The organism is Streptomyces sp. NPDC002138, assembly GCF_040296485.1.
Taxonomy (GTDB): Bacteria; Actinomycetota; Actinomycetes; order Streptomycetales; family Streptomycetaceae; genus Streptomyces.
This window is the reverse complement of the sequence record NZ_JBEOXE010000005.1, coordinates 178,124-194,902: the sequence shown is the minus strand read 5'-3', so window position 1 is coordinate 194,902 and position 16,779 is coordinate 178,124. Positions and strand designations below refer to the sequence as shown.

Below are 16,779 nucleotides of genomic sequence, written 5' to 3'. Positions count from 1 at the left end.
CGGCTCCCGAGCGGGATCAGAGGACGAAGGCCGGGTTCCCGTTGTCCGTCACCATCGGGCGCCCGGCGGCGTCCCAGGCCTGCATCCCGCCGTCGATGTTGACGGCGTCGATCTCCTGACGCACCAGGTACTGGGTGACCTGTGCGGAGCGCCCGCCGACCCGGCACATCACGTGGACCCGCGGAGTGCCCTCGATCGAGTCCATCGCCTCGGTCAGCTCGCCGAAGCGCGCCACGAAGTCGCTCATCGGGATGTGCAGCGCACCCTCGACATGGCCGGCCGCCCATTCGTCGTCCTCACGGACGTCGAGGACAAAGCCTTCGGAGGGCACCGCGGCGGCGTCCACCGAGGGAAGCGGTCCGAAGTTCATAGCTGTCGCCTTCTCTCGTAACAGGGATGCTCAGAACCTATCCGAACCCGACCGGTCACCCGGTGAGCCCGGCCAGCTCCGCCTCGCGCTCGGAGACCTGCCCGAGCAGCTGCTCGGCGATCTCCTCCAGCAGCCGGTCCGGGTCCTCCGGCGCCATCCGCAGCATCGACCCGATCGCGCTGTCCTCCAGCTCCCGGGCCACCACGGCCAGCAGCTCCTTGCGGCGCGCGAGCCACTCCAGCCGGGCGTACAGCTCCTCGGTCTCCGAGGGCCGCTCCTCCTTCGGCGCCGGACCGGCCGCCCATTCCTCGGCCAGCTCGCGCAGCAGCGGCTCGTCGCCCCGCCCGTACGCGGCGTTCACCCGGGCGATGAACTCGTCCCGCCGGGCCCGCTCCGTGTCGTCCTGGGCCAGGTCCGGGTGCGCCTGGCGGACCAGCTCGCGGTAGAGGCGACGGGCCTCCTCGGCCGGGCGGACCCGCTCGGGCGGGCGCACCGGCTGATCGGTGAGCATGGCGCCGGCGTCGTCGGAGATGCCGTCCGCGTCCAGCCAGTCGTGGAACAGCTCGTCCACGCCGGGCATCGGCATGACCAGTGCCCGCGCGTCCTGCGCCTTGCGCAGGTCCTCGGGATCGCCGGTCCGGGCCGCCTTGGCCTCCGCGATCAGCGCGTCGAGCTCGTCGAGCCGCGAGTACATCGGGCCGAGCTTCTGGTGGTGCAGCCGGGAGAAGTTCTCCACCTCCACCCGGAAGGTCTCCACCGCGATCTCGAACTCGATCAGAGCCTGCTCGGCGGCGCGCACGGCCCGTTCCAGGCGCGCCTCGGGACGGTCGTCGGCCGGTGCGACACCCGCCCCGGGGCGCTCGTCGTCGTGGGCCGAGGCGTCCCCGGCAGTCTGCTCGTTCACCCGGCCACCCTACGGCCCGCCCGAAGACCGTGTTTCACGTGAAACATCCCTCAGACGCCCCACTCGGCCGCGACCCGCCCGGACCGCACCGCCGCCACCAGATGCGCGTGATCGGCCTCACTGCGGTCCGCGTAGGCCACCGCGAAGGCGGCCATCGCCTCGTCCAGCTCCTCGTTCTTGCCGCAGTACCCGGCCAGCACCCGCGGGTCGGCGCTGTGCGCGTGCGCCCGCGCCAGCAGCGCGCCGGTCATCCGCCCGTAGTCGTCGATCTGGTCCACGGCGAGCGCCGCCGGGTCGACGCTGCCCTTGCGGTTGCGGAACTGGCGGACCTGGAACGGCCGGCCCTCGACCGTGGTCCAGCCGAGCAGGATGTCGGAGACGACCTGCATCCGCTTCTGCCCGGCCACCACCCGGCGGCCCTCGTGGTCCTCCGGCGGGGCGTCGAAGCCCAGCGCCGACAGGTGCGGCAGGAGCACCGAGGGCCGCGCCTCCTTCACCTGGAGCACCAGCGGCTCGCCCCGGTGGTCCAGCAGCAGCACCACGTAGGAGCGGGTGCCGACGCTGCCGGTGCCCACCACCCGGAAGGCCACGTCGTGGATCGCGTACCGGGCGAGCAGCGGCAGCCGGTCCCCCTGGAGCGTGTGCAGGTACGGACCCAGCGAGGCCGCGACCGCCGCCGCCTCACCGTCGCCGACCCGCCGCAGCACCGGCAGCGCGTCCACGAAGCGGCGGCCGCCGTCGGGGGCGACCTCGGTGGACTTGGCGGCGAACCGCGCGCTGGTGTTGTTACGGGCCTTCTCCGACACCCGCTCCAGCGTCCCCAGCAGATCCCGGGCGTCCGTGTGGGAGACCAGTTCCTCGTCGGCGATGGCGTTCCAGGCGTCCAGCGCCGGGAGCTTGGCCAGCAGCCGCATCGTGCGCCGGTAGGCGCCGACCGTGTCCAGCGCGGCCGCCCGGCAGGTGTCCTCGTCGGCGCCCGCCACCCGTCCGGCCAGCACCAGCGAGGTCGCCAGCCGCTTGAGGTCCCACTCCCAGGGTCCGAAGACCGTCTCGTCGAAGTCGTTGAGGTCGATGACGAGCCGCCCGCGGGCATCGCCGTACAGCCCGAAATTGGCCGCGTGGGCGTCTCCGCAGATCTGCGCCCCCACCCCGGTCACCGGCGTCCCCGCCAGGTCGTGGGCCATCAGCCCGGCCGCCCCGCGCAGGAACGCGAAGGGGTTCGCGGCCATCCGCCCGACCCGGATCGGCGTCAGCTCCGGCACCCGCCCGACGTTGGACTCCTCCACCGCCCGCACCGCGTCCGGCCGGTCGGCCGCGGCCTCGAAGCGCGCGTGCGCGGCCCGCGGCACCCGGGTCCGCAGCGCCTTGCCCTCGGCCCTCGGCGAACCCGCGCCCGCCGCCACCGTCCGCGCCGCGTATCCGGCGACCTCGGGTATCCGCTCGGCGGGCGCCGCCTTCGCCGCGGCCCCGCCCCGGGCCCTGCCGTTCGCCCTGGTCGTCGCCTTCGCCGTCGCCGTCGCCTTCGTCGCGCCCCGGTCCGGTACCGCCGCCATGTGTGCCGCCCCCGCTAGATCACGTGCCCGGCTGAACCGCCGCACGTCTGGATCACTGTTCGTCCGGATCACTGCCCGTCCGGACCACGTCCGGATGGATCACGTCCGTCCGCGGATGACCGTACCGATCGGGACAGAGCCGGGGAAGGGGGGTCAAGGGGTGCGTCAGAGCCCGGCGTCCCGCGCGAGCAGCGCCGCCTGCACCCGGTTCTCACACTCCAGCTTCGCCAGGATCCGGCTGACGTAGGTCTTCACCGTCGCCTCGCTCATGTGCAACCGCCGCCCCGCGTCCGCGTTCGATAGCCCCTCGCCCAGCAACGCCAGTACCCCGCGCTCCCGTTCGCTCAGCGCGGCGACCCGGCGCCGCGCGTCCTCGCCCCGCCCCGCCGCCCGGCCCGAGGCCAGCTGGTCCACGACGTGCCGGGTCGCCGCCGGGGAGAGGTAGGCGTCCCCGGCCGCGGCCGCCCGTACCGCCCCGATCAGCTCGGCCGGCGCGGAGTCCTTCAGCAGGAAGCCCGCGCTGCCCTCGGACAGCGCCCGCAGCACGTTCTCCCGCTCCCCGAAGGTCGTCAGGACCAGCGCGCGCACCGAAGGCACCGCCCGCGCCAGCTCCCCGAGCGCGCTCAGCCCGTCCATGACCGGCATCTGGATGTCCAGCAGCACCACGTCGGGCACGTGGGCGCGCGCCAGCTCCACGGCGTCCCGCCCGTTCGCGGCCTCGGCGACCACCTCGATGTCCGGGGCGGACGTCAGGATCATCCTGATCCCGGCCCGGATGAGCGGCTCGTCGTCGGCGATCACCACTCTGATCACCTTGGCGCTGGCCCCGCTCACCCCGGTCATCCGCTCACCCCAGCCATCCCCGTCGTCCCTACTGCCTGGTCTCGTACGCCTGCTTCTCCACGAGCCTGCCGTCCTTGAAGCAGAACCGGAAAACGCTGTCCGTGTTCAGGTCGGAGTTCCCGGCGGCCAACAGTGCCATGCAGTGCGAACCCTCCGGCACCGGCGGGCCCTTGCTCTCCAGCCCCTCGGTCAGGATGCTGCCCCCGCTGGGCAGCCTCCCGCGCAGTGCGTCCTCCGGCTCGCCCAGCCGGGCCGAGTCGAAGTCGGCCCGGCTGATCGTCACATCGCTGGCGGAACCCACCAGCAGCGCCACGGCGGCCCCGAGCACGATCAGCAGCACCACCAGCGCCGCGACCGCGATCCCGCAGCCCAGGGCGACGCCTCCGGTGCGGCCGCGCCCCCGCGTCAGTTCCCGGTCGACCGCGGCCCAGTCCACCGGCGCGACCGCGCCCCGGAGCAGCGGCGCGCGCAGCTGCTGCCCGAAGTCGTCGGCCACCGCCTCCGCGCCCGTCTCCTGCGCACCGGCCGGTTCCGTCCCGTACGGCAGCACTCCGGCCACCCGGAAGCCGCCGTCCTCGGTGGCTCCGGCGTGCACCATCCCGCCCACGAGCCGGGCCCGCTCGCGCAGCCCCGTCAGCCCCTGGCCGCCCGAGACCACCTCGCCCGGGCCGGAACCGGCCGCCGGACCGTTGGCGATCTCGACCACGAGCGAGTCGTCCTCGTACCGCAGCTCGACCGTGATCACGGCGCCCGGCGCGTGCTTGTAGGCGTTGGTGAGCGACTCCTGGGTGATCCGGTACGCCGCGTGGTCGCAGGCCGCGACGAGCGGCCGCGGCTGCCCCGCGGTGGTCAGCCGTACGTCGGTCCCCGCGGCGCGCGCCGCCTCCACGATCCCGGCGATCCCGGCCACCCCGCGGGCCGCGGGACCCGCCGACTCCTCCACCGGCAGCGGCGCCTCGACCCCGTCCCGCAGGATCCCGACGACCTCCCGCAGCTCGTGCATGGCCGCGACCGAGGCCTGCCGCAGCACGCCCACCGCCTCACGCTGCCGCTCGGTCAGGACCGGATCGACCTCCAGCGCACCGGTGTGCACCGAGATCAGGGCCAGTTGGTGCCCCAGGCTGTCGTGCATGTCCTGGGCGATCCGCTGCCGCTCGCGCAGCCTCGCCTGCCCGGCGACCATCGCCCGCTCGCGCATGAGCTGGGCGTTGCGCTCCTGGAGGGCGCGCAGCAGCGTACGGCGCTGGGACCAGTACCGGCTGGCGAGCGCGGGCATGACGGTCGTCGCCAGGAACATCAGGGTGGCGAAGACGATCACCAGCACGGCCCGGCCCTGGGACCAGTCCTTGAGCACGCTGAACCCGATCGAGGCGACGAAGGCCGCGGTGAAGGCGCCGAAGGCCCGCACGACCCCGCTGACGCGCCGCCCCGCCGACCAGCCGAGCAGGATCGTCACGAGGAACGCCCCGGGCAGATACGCGCCCACCGCCGAGCCCACCACCAGCGTGAGCACCGGCAGCCGGCGGCGCAGCAGGGTGAGCACCAGCACGGACGCGGCGCTGCCCAGCATCCGCAGGGCGGAGCCGTTGTCCAGCTCCTCGACGCCCAGACCGAGCATCACCAGCACGGCCACGAGCACCAGATCGCCCGCCAGTGTCCGCGGGGTCCACGGCTCGGGCCCCCTCAGCCAGTCCAGGCCCGCACGCATCCTCGCCGTCGCATTCACGCCCCGACCCTAGACAGCGCCCGCGCGGCCCGGCCGCTCTCTTTCGTCGCGCCCGCGCCGACGAAAGTCGGTCGGCCGCAGTCCGACGGGAACGACACAAACGAAGAAGCCCCGCAGATCGATGATCTGCGGGGCTTCTCACACGTGGGCGAGGGGGGATTTGAACCCCCACGTCCCGAAGGACACTGGCACCTGAAGCCAGCGCGTCTGCCGTTCCGCCACTCGCCCGAGTAGCTCTCCAGTGGCGTTCCCTTGCGGGCCGTTCCCCTGGCGACATCGGAACATTAGCACGTCGGAGGGGGTGGATTCACATCGCTTTCCCCAGCCGACGGGCACGGTCCCGCCAGCCCCTCCCGGACAGCGCTCCGGGTGCGGGACACTGTCCTCTGAGCGACCCTACGATCCCTTGTGAGGACCGACACTCCTCGGCACGGGCCCGGAGGGGAACCAGCCGAATCCGCCACGCGTGGATACGATCAGTAAGCAGTACAGGGCGACAACGACGGAGGAGGTGCCCCATGGGAGTCCTGAAGCGGTTCGAGCAGCGACTCGAAGGTCTGGTGAACGGCACCTTCGCCAAGGTCTTCAAGTCCGAGGTCCAGCCGGTCGAGATCGCGGGCGCGCTTCAGCGCGAGTGCGACAACAACGCGACCATCTGGAACCGCGAGCGGACCGTCGTCCCCAACGATTTCATCGTGGAGCTGAGCACCGGCGACTACGAGCGGCTCAGTCCCTACTCCGGTCAGCTCGGCGACGAGCTGGCCGGCCTGGTGCGGGACTACGCCAAGCAGCAGCGCTACAGCTTCATGGGACCCATCAAGGTCCACCTGGAGAAGGCGGACGACCTCGACACCGGTCTGTACCGGGTCCGCAGTCGCACGCTCGCCTCCAGCACCTCCCAGCCGCAGGCCGCCCAGGGTCAGGCGCAGGGCCCCGGCCCTGCGCCGGGCCGGGCTCCGGGGGGTGCCGGCGGTTACGGGTATCCCCCCGTCTCCGCCCCGCCCCGGCCGCACAACCCCCCGGGCGAAGCCCCGCGGGGCCCGGGTCCCGGCCCGCAGCCGGGTTCCGGCGGCGCCACGCGCTGCTGGATCGAGATCAACGGCACCCGCCACCAGATCTCGCGCGCCACGCTCGTACTCGGCCGGAGCACCGAGGCCGATGTGCGGATCGACGACCCCGGCGTCTCGCGCCGGCACTGTGAGATCCGGACCGGGACGCCTCCATCGATCCAGGATCTCGGGTCCACCAACGGCATCGTGGTGGACGGGCAGCACACCACCCGCGCTACGCTCCGCGACGGCTCGCGGATCGTCGTGGGCAACACCACCATCATTTACAGGCAAGCCGAAGGGTGAAGCGGGGGCAATGTCAGAGCTGACCCTTACGGTCATGCGGTTGGGTTTCCTGGCCGTTCTGTGGCTGTTCGTCATCGTGGCCGTCCAGGTCATCCGCAGCGACCTCTTCGGAACGAGAGTGACGCAGCGCGGCTCCCGCCGCGGCGGCGACAGTCGCGCGCCGCAGCAACAGCAGCAGTCGGGCGGCGGCCGTCAGGCCGCGCCACCGCAGCAGCGCCAGCGCCGCGGTGCGCCGACCAAGCTGGTCGTGTCCGAGGGCACCCTCACCGGTACGACGGTCGCCCTCCAGGGCCAGACCATCACGCTGGGCCGGGCGCACGACTCCACGATCGTGCTGGACGACGACTACGCCTCCAGCCGCCATGCCAGGATCTATCCCGACCGGGACGGCCAGTGGATCGTCGAGGATCTCGGGTCCACCAACGGCACGTATCTCGACCGGACCCGGCTGACCACCCCGACGCCCATTCCTCCGGGCGCCCCGATCCGCATCGGCAAGACCGTCATCGAGCTGCGGAAGTAGTACGAGAATGAGCGAGCGGAGCGAGCGAGCCGCGGAGGTCCGTCCCCCTGGGGCGACGGACCCGCGCGCGCTCCCGACCGGAGGGTGGGCAGTGTGGCTCGAGACCGGTTGTACCCGGAGGCATCGTCGACTGGGCAGGTGCGCATGAGTCTGTCCCTGCGGTTCGCCGCCGGATCGCACAAGGGCATGATCCGCGAGGGCAACGAGGACTCCGGCTACGCCGGCCCCCGTCTCCTCGCGATCGCCGACGGCATGGGCGGTCAGGCGGCCGGCGAGGTCGCGAGTTCCGAGGTGATCTCCACCCTCGTCCAGCTCGACGACGACGTCCCCGGCTCCGACATCCTGACCTCCCTCGCGACCGCCGTGCAGCGCGCGAACGACCAGCTGCGCGTCATGGTCGAGGAGGACCCCCAGCTGGAGGGCATGGGCACCACGCTCACCGCCCTGCTCTGGACCGGTCAGCGACTCGGCCTGGTCCATGTCGGCGACTCCCGTGCCTACCTGCTCCGCGACGGCCTCCTGACCCAGATCACCCAGGACCACACCTGGGTGCAGCGGCTGGTGGACGAGGGCCGGATCACCGAAGAGGAAGCCACCACCCACCCCCAGCGCTCGCTCCTGATGAGAGCCCTGGGCAGCGGTGAGCACGTGGAACCCGACCTCTCGATCCGCGAGGTCAGGACCGGCGACCGCTACCTCATCTGCTCCGACGGCCTCTCCGGCGTGGTCTCCCACCAGACCCTGGAAGAGACCCTCGCCGACTACCACGGCCCCCACGAGACCGTGCAGGCGCTGATCCAGCTCGCCCTGCGCGGCGGCGGTCCGGACAACATCACCTGCATCGTCGCGGACGTCCTCGACACCGACGCCGGTGACACCCTCGCCGCCCAGCTCAACGACACCCCGGTGGTCGTGGGCGCGGTCGCCGAGAACCAGCACCAGCTCTTCGACGGCGGCAACGCCATGCAGACCCCGGCCGGCCGCGCCTCCGGGCTCGGCCGCCAGGGTTCCCCGCCGCCCGGCGCCTTCGGGCCCCCCGGCAGCGGCGAGGCCCCCGGCTACGGCGCCGCCCCCGACGCGGGCTACGGCGGCGGAGCCGGCGGTCAGTACGGCAGCTTCGGCGAAGCCGACGGGTACGACGGTGACTCCGCCTACGACGACACGTACGACCACCCGCGCAGGCGCCGCAGCAAAGGGCGCAAGTGGACGACCCGTACGCTGATCCTGCTCATCGCGGTCGGCCTGATCGGCGGCGGGCTCTACGCCGCCCACCGCTGGACGCAGACGCAGTACTACGTCGGGGTCAAGGACGATCACGTCGCGCTGTACCGGGGCATCAGCCAGAATCTCGCCTGGATCAAACTCTCGTCGATCGAGACGGACCAGCCGGACATCGAGCTGAAGTACCTGCCGTCCTACAAGCGCAAGCTCGTCGAGGACACCATCAGCGAAGGCAGTCTGGACACCGCCCGCAAGAAGATCGACGAACTCGCCGTACAGGCGTCCGCCTGCAAGAAGGACGAGGCACGGCGCGCCGCCGAGGGGCAGAACAACCAGACACCGGCACCCGGTCCCAGCCTGACTCCCGAGGAGCAGAAGCTGGTCAGCCTGTGCGGGAAGCAGTAGACAGACGCGGGCACAGGGGGCCTGCCACACCATGAGCGTTGTCACCAACACGACCACCATCGGCGCCATCGAGCTGCCGAGCCGGCGCAACACCGAGCTCGCGCTGCTGGCGTTCGCCGTGGTCATCCCGATCTTCGCCTACGCCAACGTGGGCCTCGCGGTGCACGGCAAGCTGCCTCCAGGCATGTTCGCGTACGGGCTCGGGCTCGGCCTGCTGGCCGGCCTGGCCCACCTCGTCGTACGCCGGTACGCCAAGTACGCCGACCCGCTGCTGCTTCCGCTGGGCACCCTGCTCAACGGCCTGGGCCTGGTCTTCATCTGGCGCCTGGACCAGTCCGAGCGGCTCCAGAACCTGGCGAAGCGGCAGTTCGGCGGATTCTCCCCCTCGGCGCCGAACCAGATGTTCTACACGGCGGTCGGCCTCGCCCTGTTCGCCGGCGTCCTGCTGCTGCTCAAGGACCACCGCACGCTCCAGCGGTTCACGTACATCTCGATGGCGGTCTCGCTCGTCCTGCTGATCCTGCCCGTCATCCCGGGCCTGGGAGCCGATGTCTACGGCGCCAAGATCTGGATCAGCCTGGCCGGGTTCTCCATCCAGCCCGGTGAGTTCGCGAAGATCATCATCGCGGTCTTCTTCGCCGGGTACCTGATGGTCAAGCGCGACGCGCTGGCCCTGGCGAGCCGCCGCTTCATGGGGCTCTACCTGCCGCGCGGCCGCGACCTCGGTCCCATCCTGATGATCTGGGCCGTGAGCCTGCTCGTCCTCGTCTTCGAGAACGACCTGGGCACCTCGCTGCTCTTCTTCGGCATGTTCGTGATCATGCTGTACGTCGCCACCGAGCGCACGAGCTGGATCGTCATCGGTCTGCTCATGAGCGTCGTCGGCGCCGTCGTGGTCGGCACCACCGCCAGCCACGTCAAGGTCCGCGTCACCGCCTGGCTCGACCCCTTCGCCTGCTACGCCACTTCCGGCGCCTGCGAGCAGGTCGGCCAGTCCCTGATGAGCTTCGGCTCCGGCGGGGTCCTCGGCACCGGCCTCGGCCAGGGCCACTCCGACCTGATCCTCTTCGCCGCCAATTCCGACTTCATCTTCTCCACCGTCGGCGAAGAGCTCGGGCTGGCCGGCGTGATGGCCTTCCTGCTGCTCTACGGCCTGATCATCGAGCGGGGCGTCCGTACGGCCCTGGCCGCCCGCGACCCCTTCGGCAAGCTCTTCGCGATCGGCCTCTCCGGCGCCTTCGCCATCCAGATCTTCGTCGTCGCGGGTGGCGTCATGGGCCTCATCCCGCTCACCGGCATGACCATGCCCTTCCTCGCGTCCGGCGGTTCCTCCGTCCTCGCGAACTGGGCTCTCATCGGGATCCTCATCCGGATCAGCGACACGGCTCGCCGCCCTGCCCCGGCCCCGGCCCCGTCCCCCGACTCCGAGATGACCCAGGTGGTCCGTCCCTCATGAACAAGCCCCTGCGCCGCATCTCGATCTTCTGCGGGCTGCTCGTCCTCGCCCTGCTGCTGCGGACCAACTGGCTCCAGTACGTGCAGGCCGAGGACCTCAGCACCCGCAAGGAGAACCGCCGGGTCCAGATCGCCCAGTACGCCTCGGAGCGCGGCAACATCATCGTCGGCGGCCAGCCCATCACCGGCTCGGTCACCACCAACGGCAGCGACTACAAGTTCAAGCGCACCTACCTCGACGGACCCATGTGGGCGCCGGTCACCGGGTACGCCTCGCAGGCCTTCGGCTCCAGCCAGCTCGAATCGCTCGAGGACGGCATCCTCACCGGCAACGACGACCGGCTGTTCTTCGACCGCACCATCGGCATGTTCACGGGCGAGAAGAAGCAGGGCGGCAACGTCGTCACGACGCTGAACGCCGACGCCCAGAAGGCCGCCTTCACCGCCCTCGGCAACAAGAAGGGCGCGGTCGCGGCCATAGACCCGCGCACCGGCGCGATCCTGGCGCTGGCCAGCACCCCCTCGTACGACCCCTCGACCTTCGCGGGCAACTCCAAGGCCGACGAGAAGGCCTGGGTCACGCTGAAGGACAGCGAGGACAAGAACCTGGTCAACCGCGCCCTGCGCGAGACCTACCCGCCCGGCTCGACCTTCAAGGTCGTCACCGCGGCCGCGGCGCTGGAGAACGGTGTCGTCTCCGACATCAACGCGCCGACCGACACCCCCGAGCCGTACATCCTGCCGGACACCAAGACCCCGATGGTCAACCATGCCGCCGGGTGCGAGAAGGCCAGCCTCCTCAGGGCCCTCGAGGTCTCCTGCAACTCCGTCTTCGCCAACATGGGCAACAAGGTGGGGCGGGACAACATGGTGAAGACGGCCGAGAAGTTCGGCTTCAACAACGACAAGATCGACACCCCGGTCCGCGCGTTCGCGAGCGTCTACGACAAGACCATGGACAAGCCGGGCAACGCCCTCAGCTCCATCGGCCAGTTCAACACCGCCGCGACCCCGCTCCAGATGGCCATGGTCACCGCCGCGATCGCCAATGACGGCAAGCTGATGAAGCCGTACATGGTCGAGCAGGTCACCGCCCCCAACCTCGACGTCCTGCAGAAGCACGAGCCGGAGGAGATGAGCCGCCCGCTCTCCGCCGCGAACGCGCAGAAGGTCCAGCAGATGATGGTCGACGTCGTCGAGAACGGCACCGGTACCGGCGCCAAGATCAAGGACGTCACGGTCGGCGGCAAGACCGGCACCGCGCAGCACGGCGAGAAGAACGCCAAGCGCCCCTACGCCTGGTTCATCTCCTACGCCAAGACCGACAAGGGCGCCCCCGTCGCCGTCGCCGTGGTGATCGAGGACAGCGCGGCCGACCGCGAGGACATCACCGGCGGCGGCCTCGCCGCCCCCGTCGCCCTCGCCGTCATGAACGCCGTGCTCAAGAGCCAGGGCTGAGCCGGAGATGGCCCCGATACGGTCCGACCGCGCGCGGTGTCCGCGCGCCCCGCACGACGGGCCCGCAGTGATCCGGATCACGGTCCCGTCCCACGTGGGAGCGCACGGTACCGGTCCGGTATCGGCCTGTGGTCACGGACCGATCGGCGACACACGGCCGGTAGCCTTTGCGCGAACAGCGCACCGCCGGACCTCACACGGGTGCGGTCGGGACTGACGGAGAGGGCTGGAACGTTATGGAAGAGCCGCGTCGCCTCGGCGGTCGGTACGAGCTGAGCCATGTGCTCGGCCGCGGTGGCATGGCCGAGGTCTACCTCGCCCACGACACCCGGCTCGGCCGTACCGTCGCCGTCAAGACACTGCGCGCGGACCTCGCCCGCGACCCGTCCTTCCAGGCACGGTTCCGGCGCGAGGCCCAGTCGGCCGCCTCGCTCAACCATCCCGCCATCGTCGCCGTGTACGACACCGGCGAGGACTACGTCGACAACATCTCCATCCCGTACATCGTGATGGAGTACGTCGACGGCTCCACCCTGCGCGAGCTGCTGCACTCCGGCCGCAGGCTGCTGCCCGAGCGCACCCTGGAAATGACCATCGGCATCCTCCAGGCCCTCGAGTACTCCCACCGCGCCCAGATCGTCCACCGTGACATCAAGCCCGCGAACGTCATGCTGACGCGCACCGGGCAGGTCAAGGTGATGGACTTCGGCATCGCCCGCGCCATGGGCGACTCCGGCATGACGATGACGCAGACGGCCGCGGTCATCGGCACCGCCCAGTACCTCTCCCCCGAGCAGGCCAAGGGCGAGCAGGTCGACGCGCGCTCCGACCTCTACTCCGCGGGCTGCCTGCTGTACGAGCTGCTCACGGTCCGGCCGCCGTTCATCGGCGACTCCCCGGTCGCCGTCGCGTACCAGCACGTGCGCGAGGAACCGCAGCCGCCGAGCAATTTCGACCCCGAGATCACGCCCGAGATGGACGCCATCGTCCTCAAGGCCCTGGTCAAGGACCCCGACTACCGCTACCAGTCCGCCGACGAGATGCGCGCCGACATCGAGGCCTGCCTCGACGGCCAGCCCGTCGCCGCGGCGGCGAACATGGGCGCGGGCTACGGCGCCTACGGTTACCCGGACCAGAACCGCGGCGGCTACGACCAGCCGACCACCGCCCTGCGCACCACCGACGCCGGCCAGACCTCGATGATGCCGCCGATGCCGCCCGGCGGCGACGGCGGTTACGGGTACGGCGACCAGGGCCACGGCGGTTACGACCAGGGGCCGCGCCGCCGCCAGAAGAAGAGCCGGGCCTCCACCGTCCTGCTCGTCGCGGCCGGGGTCCTCGTCCTGGTCGGCGCGATCCTGATCGGGCGCTCGCTGTTCAACAACACCGCCGACAACCGGCCGTCCGTGCCGAAGCTGGTCGGCGAGACCTTCGACGTCGCGAGCGGGCGGGCGACGAACGTCGGGCTGAAGATCGAGAAGGAAGCCGAGGAACCCTGCGACAGCCAGCCCAAGGGCAACGTCTGCTCGCAGAACCCGGCCCCGGACCTCAAGGTCGACAAGAACACGGTCATCAAGGTCAAGGTGTCCACGGGCGCTCCGAAGGTCCAGGTCATCGATGTGATGCGGCTGCCCTTCGACCAGGCCGAGTCGGCGCTCAAGGCCAAGGGCTTCCAGGTCGAGCGCAAGAGCGAGGAGTCCGACAGCACCCCGGGCACGGTGCTCCGCCAGGACCCGAAGCCCGGCAGCTCGGTCGAGAAGGGCTCGACCATCACGCTGACCGTGGCCAAGGAGCCGTCGAAGTCGATCGTTCCCGACCTGACGGGCAAGACCAAGGAGCAGGCGGTCAAGCTCCTGAACGACGCCAAGCTCAAGCTGGGCAGCACCACGGAGGCCGATTCCTCGGCGCCGCCGAAGACGATCATCGGGCAGGCGCTGGACCCCGGTGCGCAGGTCGAGACGGGGACCGCCGTCAACGTCACCATCGCCAAGGCCGCCCAGGCGACCACCGTGCCCTTCCTGGCCGGCAAGACGCTGGCCCAGGCGCGGCAGGAGCTGACGGCACGCGGGCTGAGCATCGGCGCGGTCCTGTCCGGCCCCTCGGACGAGAACGCGGTGATCCTGAGCACCGACCCGGGCTTCGGTCAGCCGGTGGCCGCCGGTGCCGTGATCAACGTCAACACGATGCCGGGCCAGCAGGGCGGCAACAACCAGGGGACCGGGCTCCTCGGCGGGATCGGCAACCGCCGCTGAAACCGCCGCTGACCGGCCCGGGCGACGCCGGGCCCGTACACGGCCCGTACACGGCATGAACGCGGGAAGCTCTGGCCCTAGGGCCAGAGCTTCCTGTGCGTGCGGCACGCGGTCCCCCAGGGGCCTTCCCGGGCGCCGGTTCAGCGCAGCTCGGGCGGCGGGGTCCGCCGGGCGTCCACCTTGTCCGTACGGACCAGCTCGCCCCACACGATGTACCGGAACTTCGAGGTGTAGACCGGCGTGCAGGTCGTCAGCGTGATGTACCGGCCGGGAGCGGTCTTCCCCGACTCCTTCGGGACCGGGCTGATCACGTCCGTGTTGTACTTCGAGGTCTGGCGCAGCTCGGCGAACACCTTGTAGACGTACCAGGCGTCGCGGGTCTCGAAGACGACCGCGTCGCCCGTCTTCACCTTGTCGATGTCGTGGAACTTCGCCCCGTGTCCGTCGCGGTGCGCGGCCAGCGTGAAGTTGCCCTGCTTGTCCCACGGCAGCGCGGACTTCACCGGATCCGTGTAGTACCCGGCCACGCCCTCGTTGATGACGTCGGACCCGGTCCCGCGCTTGACGAGCACCTCGCCGTTCTTCATCGCCGGCACGTGCAGGAAGCCGATGCCGTCCCCGGTGTCGAGGGCGCCCGCCGCCTCGGGGGTCGCCGGGGGCGGGGCCGCCTGCCACTGGCGGCGGACCGAGTCCCCGCGCCGCGAGGCGTCCCGGTCGGCGAGGACGTTCGTCCACCACAGCGAGTACGCGACGAACAGGGCGAGCACCAGGCCCACGGTGATCAGCAGTTCGCCCAGCAGGCTGAGGAAGCCCGCGAGCAGGCTGCGGCTGCCGGCGGGGGCGCGGGGGGCGGCGCGGCGGGCACGTGACACTGCGGGTTCGTCCTCTGCGGTCTTGCGGGCGATCGGGCTACGGGGGTCCTGCGGGCGTCACCGCTGCGCGAGCGCGGGCGGAACGCCCTTGTCACGGGGGCGTTCGTCGACCATCTTCCCCCATACGATCAGCCGGTACGTGCTGGTGAATTCAGGGGTGCAGGTCGTCAGCGTGATGTACCGTCCGGGAGCCGTGAAGCCCGATCCCTCGGGCACCGGCTTGATCACGGAGACGTTGGCCGGCGGGGTCTGCGCCAGCACCGAGGTCATCTCGTAGGTGTAGTAGGCGTCCCGGGTCTCCACCACGACCTTGTCCCCGGCCTCGAGGCGGTTGATGTAGCGGAACGGTTCGCCGTGGGTGTTGCGGTGGCCCGCCAGCGCGAAGTTCCCCTGCTTGTCGGACGGCATCGCCGACTGCGGCGATCCCTCGCCGCCGTAGTGCCCGACCATGCCCCGGTCCAGCACCTTGGGCTTGCTGATCCCCTCAGCGACCGGAACCTTCACGTCCAGTTTGGGGATGTAGAGGATCGCGAAGCCCTGGCCGGGCGAGAACGCCGCGACCGGCGGCGCCGCCTTGTCGGTGTCCCAGCCGCTGCGCAGCGAGCCCGCGGCGCCGTTCGCCTGCCGCTCGGCCAGTACGTTCGTGTACCAGAGCTGGTAGGTGACGAAGAGCAGCATCACCAGGCCGAGCGTGATGAAGAGCTCCCCGGCGAGCCGGCTCGCGACCACCACCGGGCCGCCGCCGGGCCGCCGCCGGGCGCGTCGGCGCGTACCGCCACCACCCCGGGAGCCAGCACTCGCGGAGCCGCCGCCCGCGGAGCCGCCGCCGGGGGGCCCGCCGCCCGGGGCGCCGCCCGCCCTGCGGCGTCTGCCGCCGCGCCGGGAAGCGCGCTTGGCCTCTTCCTGAGCGGCCCTGCGCCGCGCGGCCCGGCCCCCGGGGGGCGCGGGCGGCGCGAGGGCGGTCACGCGACGGCCTTGCCCACCACCGGCGCCAGTCCCACCGAACGGTCCACCGCGTCCGCGTCACCGCAGCGCACCAGCCAGTTGGCGAGCATCTTGTGGCCCCACTCGGTCAGCACCGACTCGGGGTGGAACTGCACGCCCTCGACGTCGTGCTCACGGTGGCGCAGCCCCATGATGATCCCGTCCTCGGTCCGCGCCGTGACCTCCAGCTCGTCCGGGAGCGTCAGCGGCTCGGCGGCGAGGGAGTGGTAGCGGGTCGCGGTGAAGGGCGACGGCAGGCCGGCGAACACACCCTGCCCGTCGTGCACCACCGGGGAGGTCTTGCCGTGCAGCAGCTCGGGGGCGCGGCCGACGACCCCGCCGTAGGCCACCGCCATCGACTGCATGCCGAGGCAGACGCCGAAGACCGGGACGCCGGTGTCCGCGCAGTGGCGGACCATGTCGACGCAGACCCCGGCCTCCTCGGGGGTGCCGGGCCCCGGGGAGAGCAGCACGCCGTCGAAACCGTCCTGGGCGTGGGCCAGGGAGACCTCGTCGTTGCGCAGGACCTCGCACTCGGCACCGAGCTGGTAGAGGTACTGGACCAGGTTGAAGACAAAGCTGTCGTAGTTGTCCACGACCAGAATGCGCGCGTTCACCCGGTGGCTCCCGATCCCTCGTCGACGGTCACATCGTTGAACGGAAGGAGCGGCTCGGCCCACGGGAAGACGTACTGGAAGAGCACGAACACCACCGCGAGGATCAGCATGAGGGAGATCAGCGCGCGTACCCACGCGTTGCCCGGCAGATGCCGCCAGATCCAGCCGTACATGCCGTCCGCGTCCCTTTCCCTTCGCGTACCGCGGGAGCGGTACCGCAACAGCCTAAAGGCACCGGGCT

Annotated in this window: 14 protein-coding genes, 1 tRNA gene and 1 pseudogene; 6 read left to right on the top strand and 10 right to left on the bottom strand. The window is 71.2% G+C overall.

The features are described 5' to 3' along the window. Positions 1-16: 16 nt before the first annotated feature. From ABT084_RS05135 to ABT084_RS05110, 6 genes are all read right to left on the bottom strand, one after another. Positions 17-370: a rhodanese-like domain-containing protein gene (locus ABT084_RS05135; RefSeq protein ID WP_351038289.1), complete on the bottom strand. Its 354-nt coding sequence runs from the start codon at positions 368-370 to the stop codon at positions 17-19. A gap of 55 nt (positions 371-425) precedes the next feature. Next, positions 426-1,274, bottom strand: coding sequence for a hypothetical protein (locus ABT084_RS05130; RefSeq protein WP_502968836.1), 849 nt, complete (start codon positions 1,272-1,274; stop codon positions 426-428). Positions 1,275-1,324: 50 nt separating this feature from the next. Next, entirely contained in the window at positions 1,325-2,827 is a 1,503-nt protein-coding gene (locus ABT084_RS05125; RefSeq protein ID WP_351038288.1) for a DUF2252 domain-containing protein, read from the bottom strand. A gap of 165 nt (positions 2,828-2,992) precedes the next feature. Then, positions 2,993-3,670, bottom strand: coding sequence for a response regulator (locus ABT084_RS05120; protein ID WP_351038287.1), 678 nt, complete (start codon positions 3,668-3,670; stop codon positions 2,993-2,995). Positions 3,671-3,698: 28 nt separating this feature from the next. Continuing rightward, positions 3,699-5,378 (bottom strand): sensor histidine kinase, encoded by a 1,680-nt coding sequence (locus tag ABT084_RS05115; protein ID WP_351038315.1) that lies wholly within the window; start codon positions 5,376-5,378, stop codon positions 3,699-3,701. A gap of 163 nt (positions 5,379-5,541) precedes the next feature. Then, positions 5,542-5,624: transfer RNA gene (locus ABT084_RS05110), tRNA-Leu, on the bottom strand. Positions 5,625-5,914: 290 nt separating this feature from the next. Between ABT084_RS05110 and ABT084_RS05105 the strand changes: the two genes are divergently transcribed. From ABT084_RS05105 to pknB, 6 genes are all read left to right on the top strand, one after another. After that, positions 5,915-6,751 carry an FHA domain-containing protein gene (locus ABT084_RS05105; RefSeq protein ID WP_351038286.1) on the top strand — a complete coding sequence of 279 codons (837 nt, stop codon included), beginning with the start codon at positions 5,915-5,917 and terminating at the stop codon, positions 6,749-6,751. A 10-nt stretch (positions 6,752-6,761) separates the two neighbouring features. Next, entirely contained in the window at positions 6,762-7,274 is a 513-nt protein-coding gene (locus ABT084_RS05100; RefSeq protein WP_351038285.1) for an FHA domain-containing protein FhaB/FipA, read from the top strand. Between the two features lie 144 nt (positions 7,275-7,418). Next, positions 7,419-8,900: a Stp1/IreP family PP2C-type Ser/Thr phosphatase gene (locus ABT084_RS05095; protein ID WP_351038284.1), complete on the top strand. Its 1,482-nt coding sequence runs from the start codon at positions 7,419-7,421 to the stop codon at positions 8,898-8,900. A gap of 31 nt (positions 8,901-8,931) precedes the next feature. Beyond that, entirely contained in the window at positions 8,932-10,356 is a 1,425-nt protein-coding gene (locus tag ABT084_RS05090) for an FtsW/RodA/SpoVE family cell cycle protein (protein WP_351038283.1), read from the top strand. Then, positions 10,353-11,813, top strand: a complete 1,461-nt coding sequence (locus tag ABT084_RS05085) for a peptidoglycan D,D-transpeptidase FtsI family protein (RefSeq protein ID WP_351038282.1) — start codon at positions 10,353-10,355, stop codon at positions 11,811-11,813. The genes ABT084_RS05090 and ABT084_RS05085 overlap by 4 nt, the downstream gene beginning before the upstream one ends. Positions 11,814-12,049: 236 nt before the next feature. Continuing rightward, the gene (gene pknB / locus ABT084_RS05080) at positions 12,050-14,065 is read left to right on the top strand and encodes a Stk1 family PASTA domain-containing Ser/Thr kinase (RefSeq protein ID WP_351038281.1); all 2,016 of its coding nucleotides are present in this window, start codon (positions 12,050-12,052) and stop codon (positions 14,063-14,065) included. 140 nt (positions 14,066-14,205) lie between these two features. Here the strand turns inward: pknB and ABT084_RS05075 are convergent, their stop codons facing one another. The 4 genes and pseudogenes from ABT084_RS05075 to ABT084_RS05060 all read right to left on the bottom strand — a co-directional run bounded on the left by ABT084_RS05075 (position 14,206) and on the right by ABT084_RS05060 (position 16,711). After that, complete coding sequence (locus tag ABT084_RS05075) at positions 14,206-14,937, bottom strand: class E sortase (protein ID WP_351038280.1); 732 nt, start codon at positions 14,935-14,937, stop codon at positions 14,206-14,208. Positions 14,938-14,994: 57 nt separating this feature from the next. Next, positions 14,995-15,888, bottom strand: a pseudogene (locus ABT084_RS05070) (class E sortase); the annotation flags it as partial. Between the two features lie 11 nt (positions 15,889-15,899). Further along, positions 15,900-16,538 carry an aminodeoxychorismate/anthranilate synthase component II gene (locus ABT084_RS05065; RefSeq protein WP_351038279.1) on the bottom strand — a complete coding sequence of 213 codons (639 nt, stop codon included), beginning with the start codon at positions 16,536-16,538 and terminating at the stop codon, positions 15,900-15,902. After that, complete coding sequence (locus ABT084_RS05060) at positions 16,535-16,711, bottom strand: hypothetical protein (protein WP_351038278.1); 177 nt, start codon at positions 16,709-16,711, stop codon at positions 16,535-16,537. The genes ABT084_RS05065 and ABT084_RS05060 overlap by 4 nt, the downstream gene beginning before the upstream one ends. Positions 16,712-16,779 lie beyond the last annotated feature (68 nt).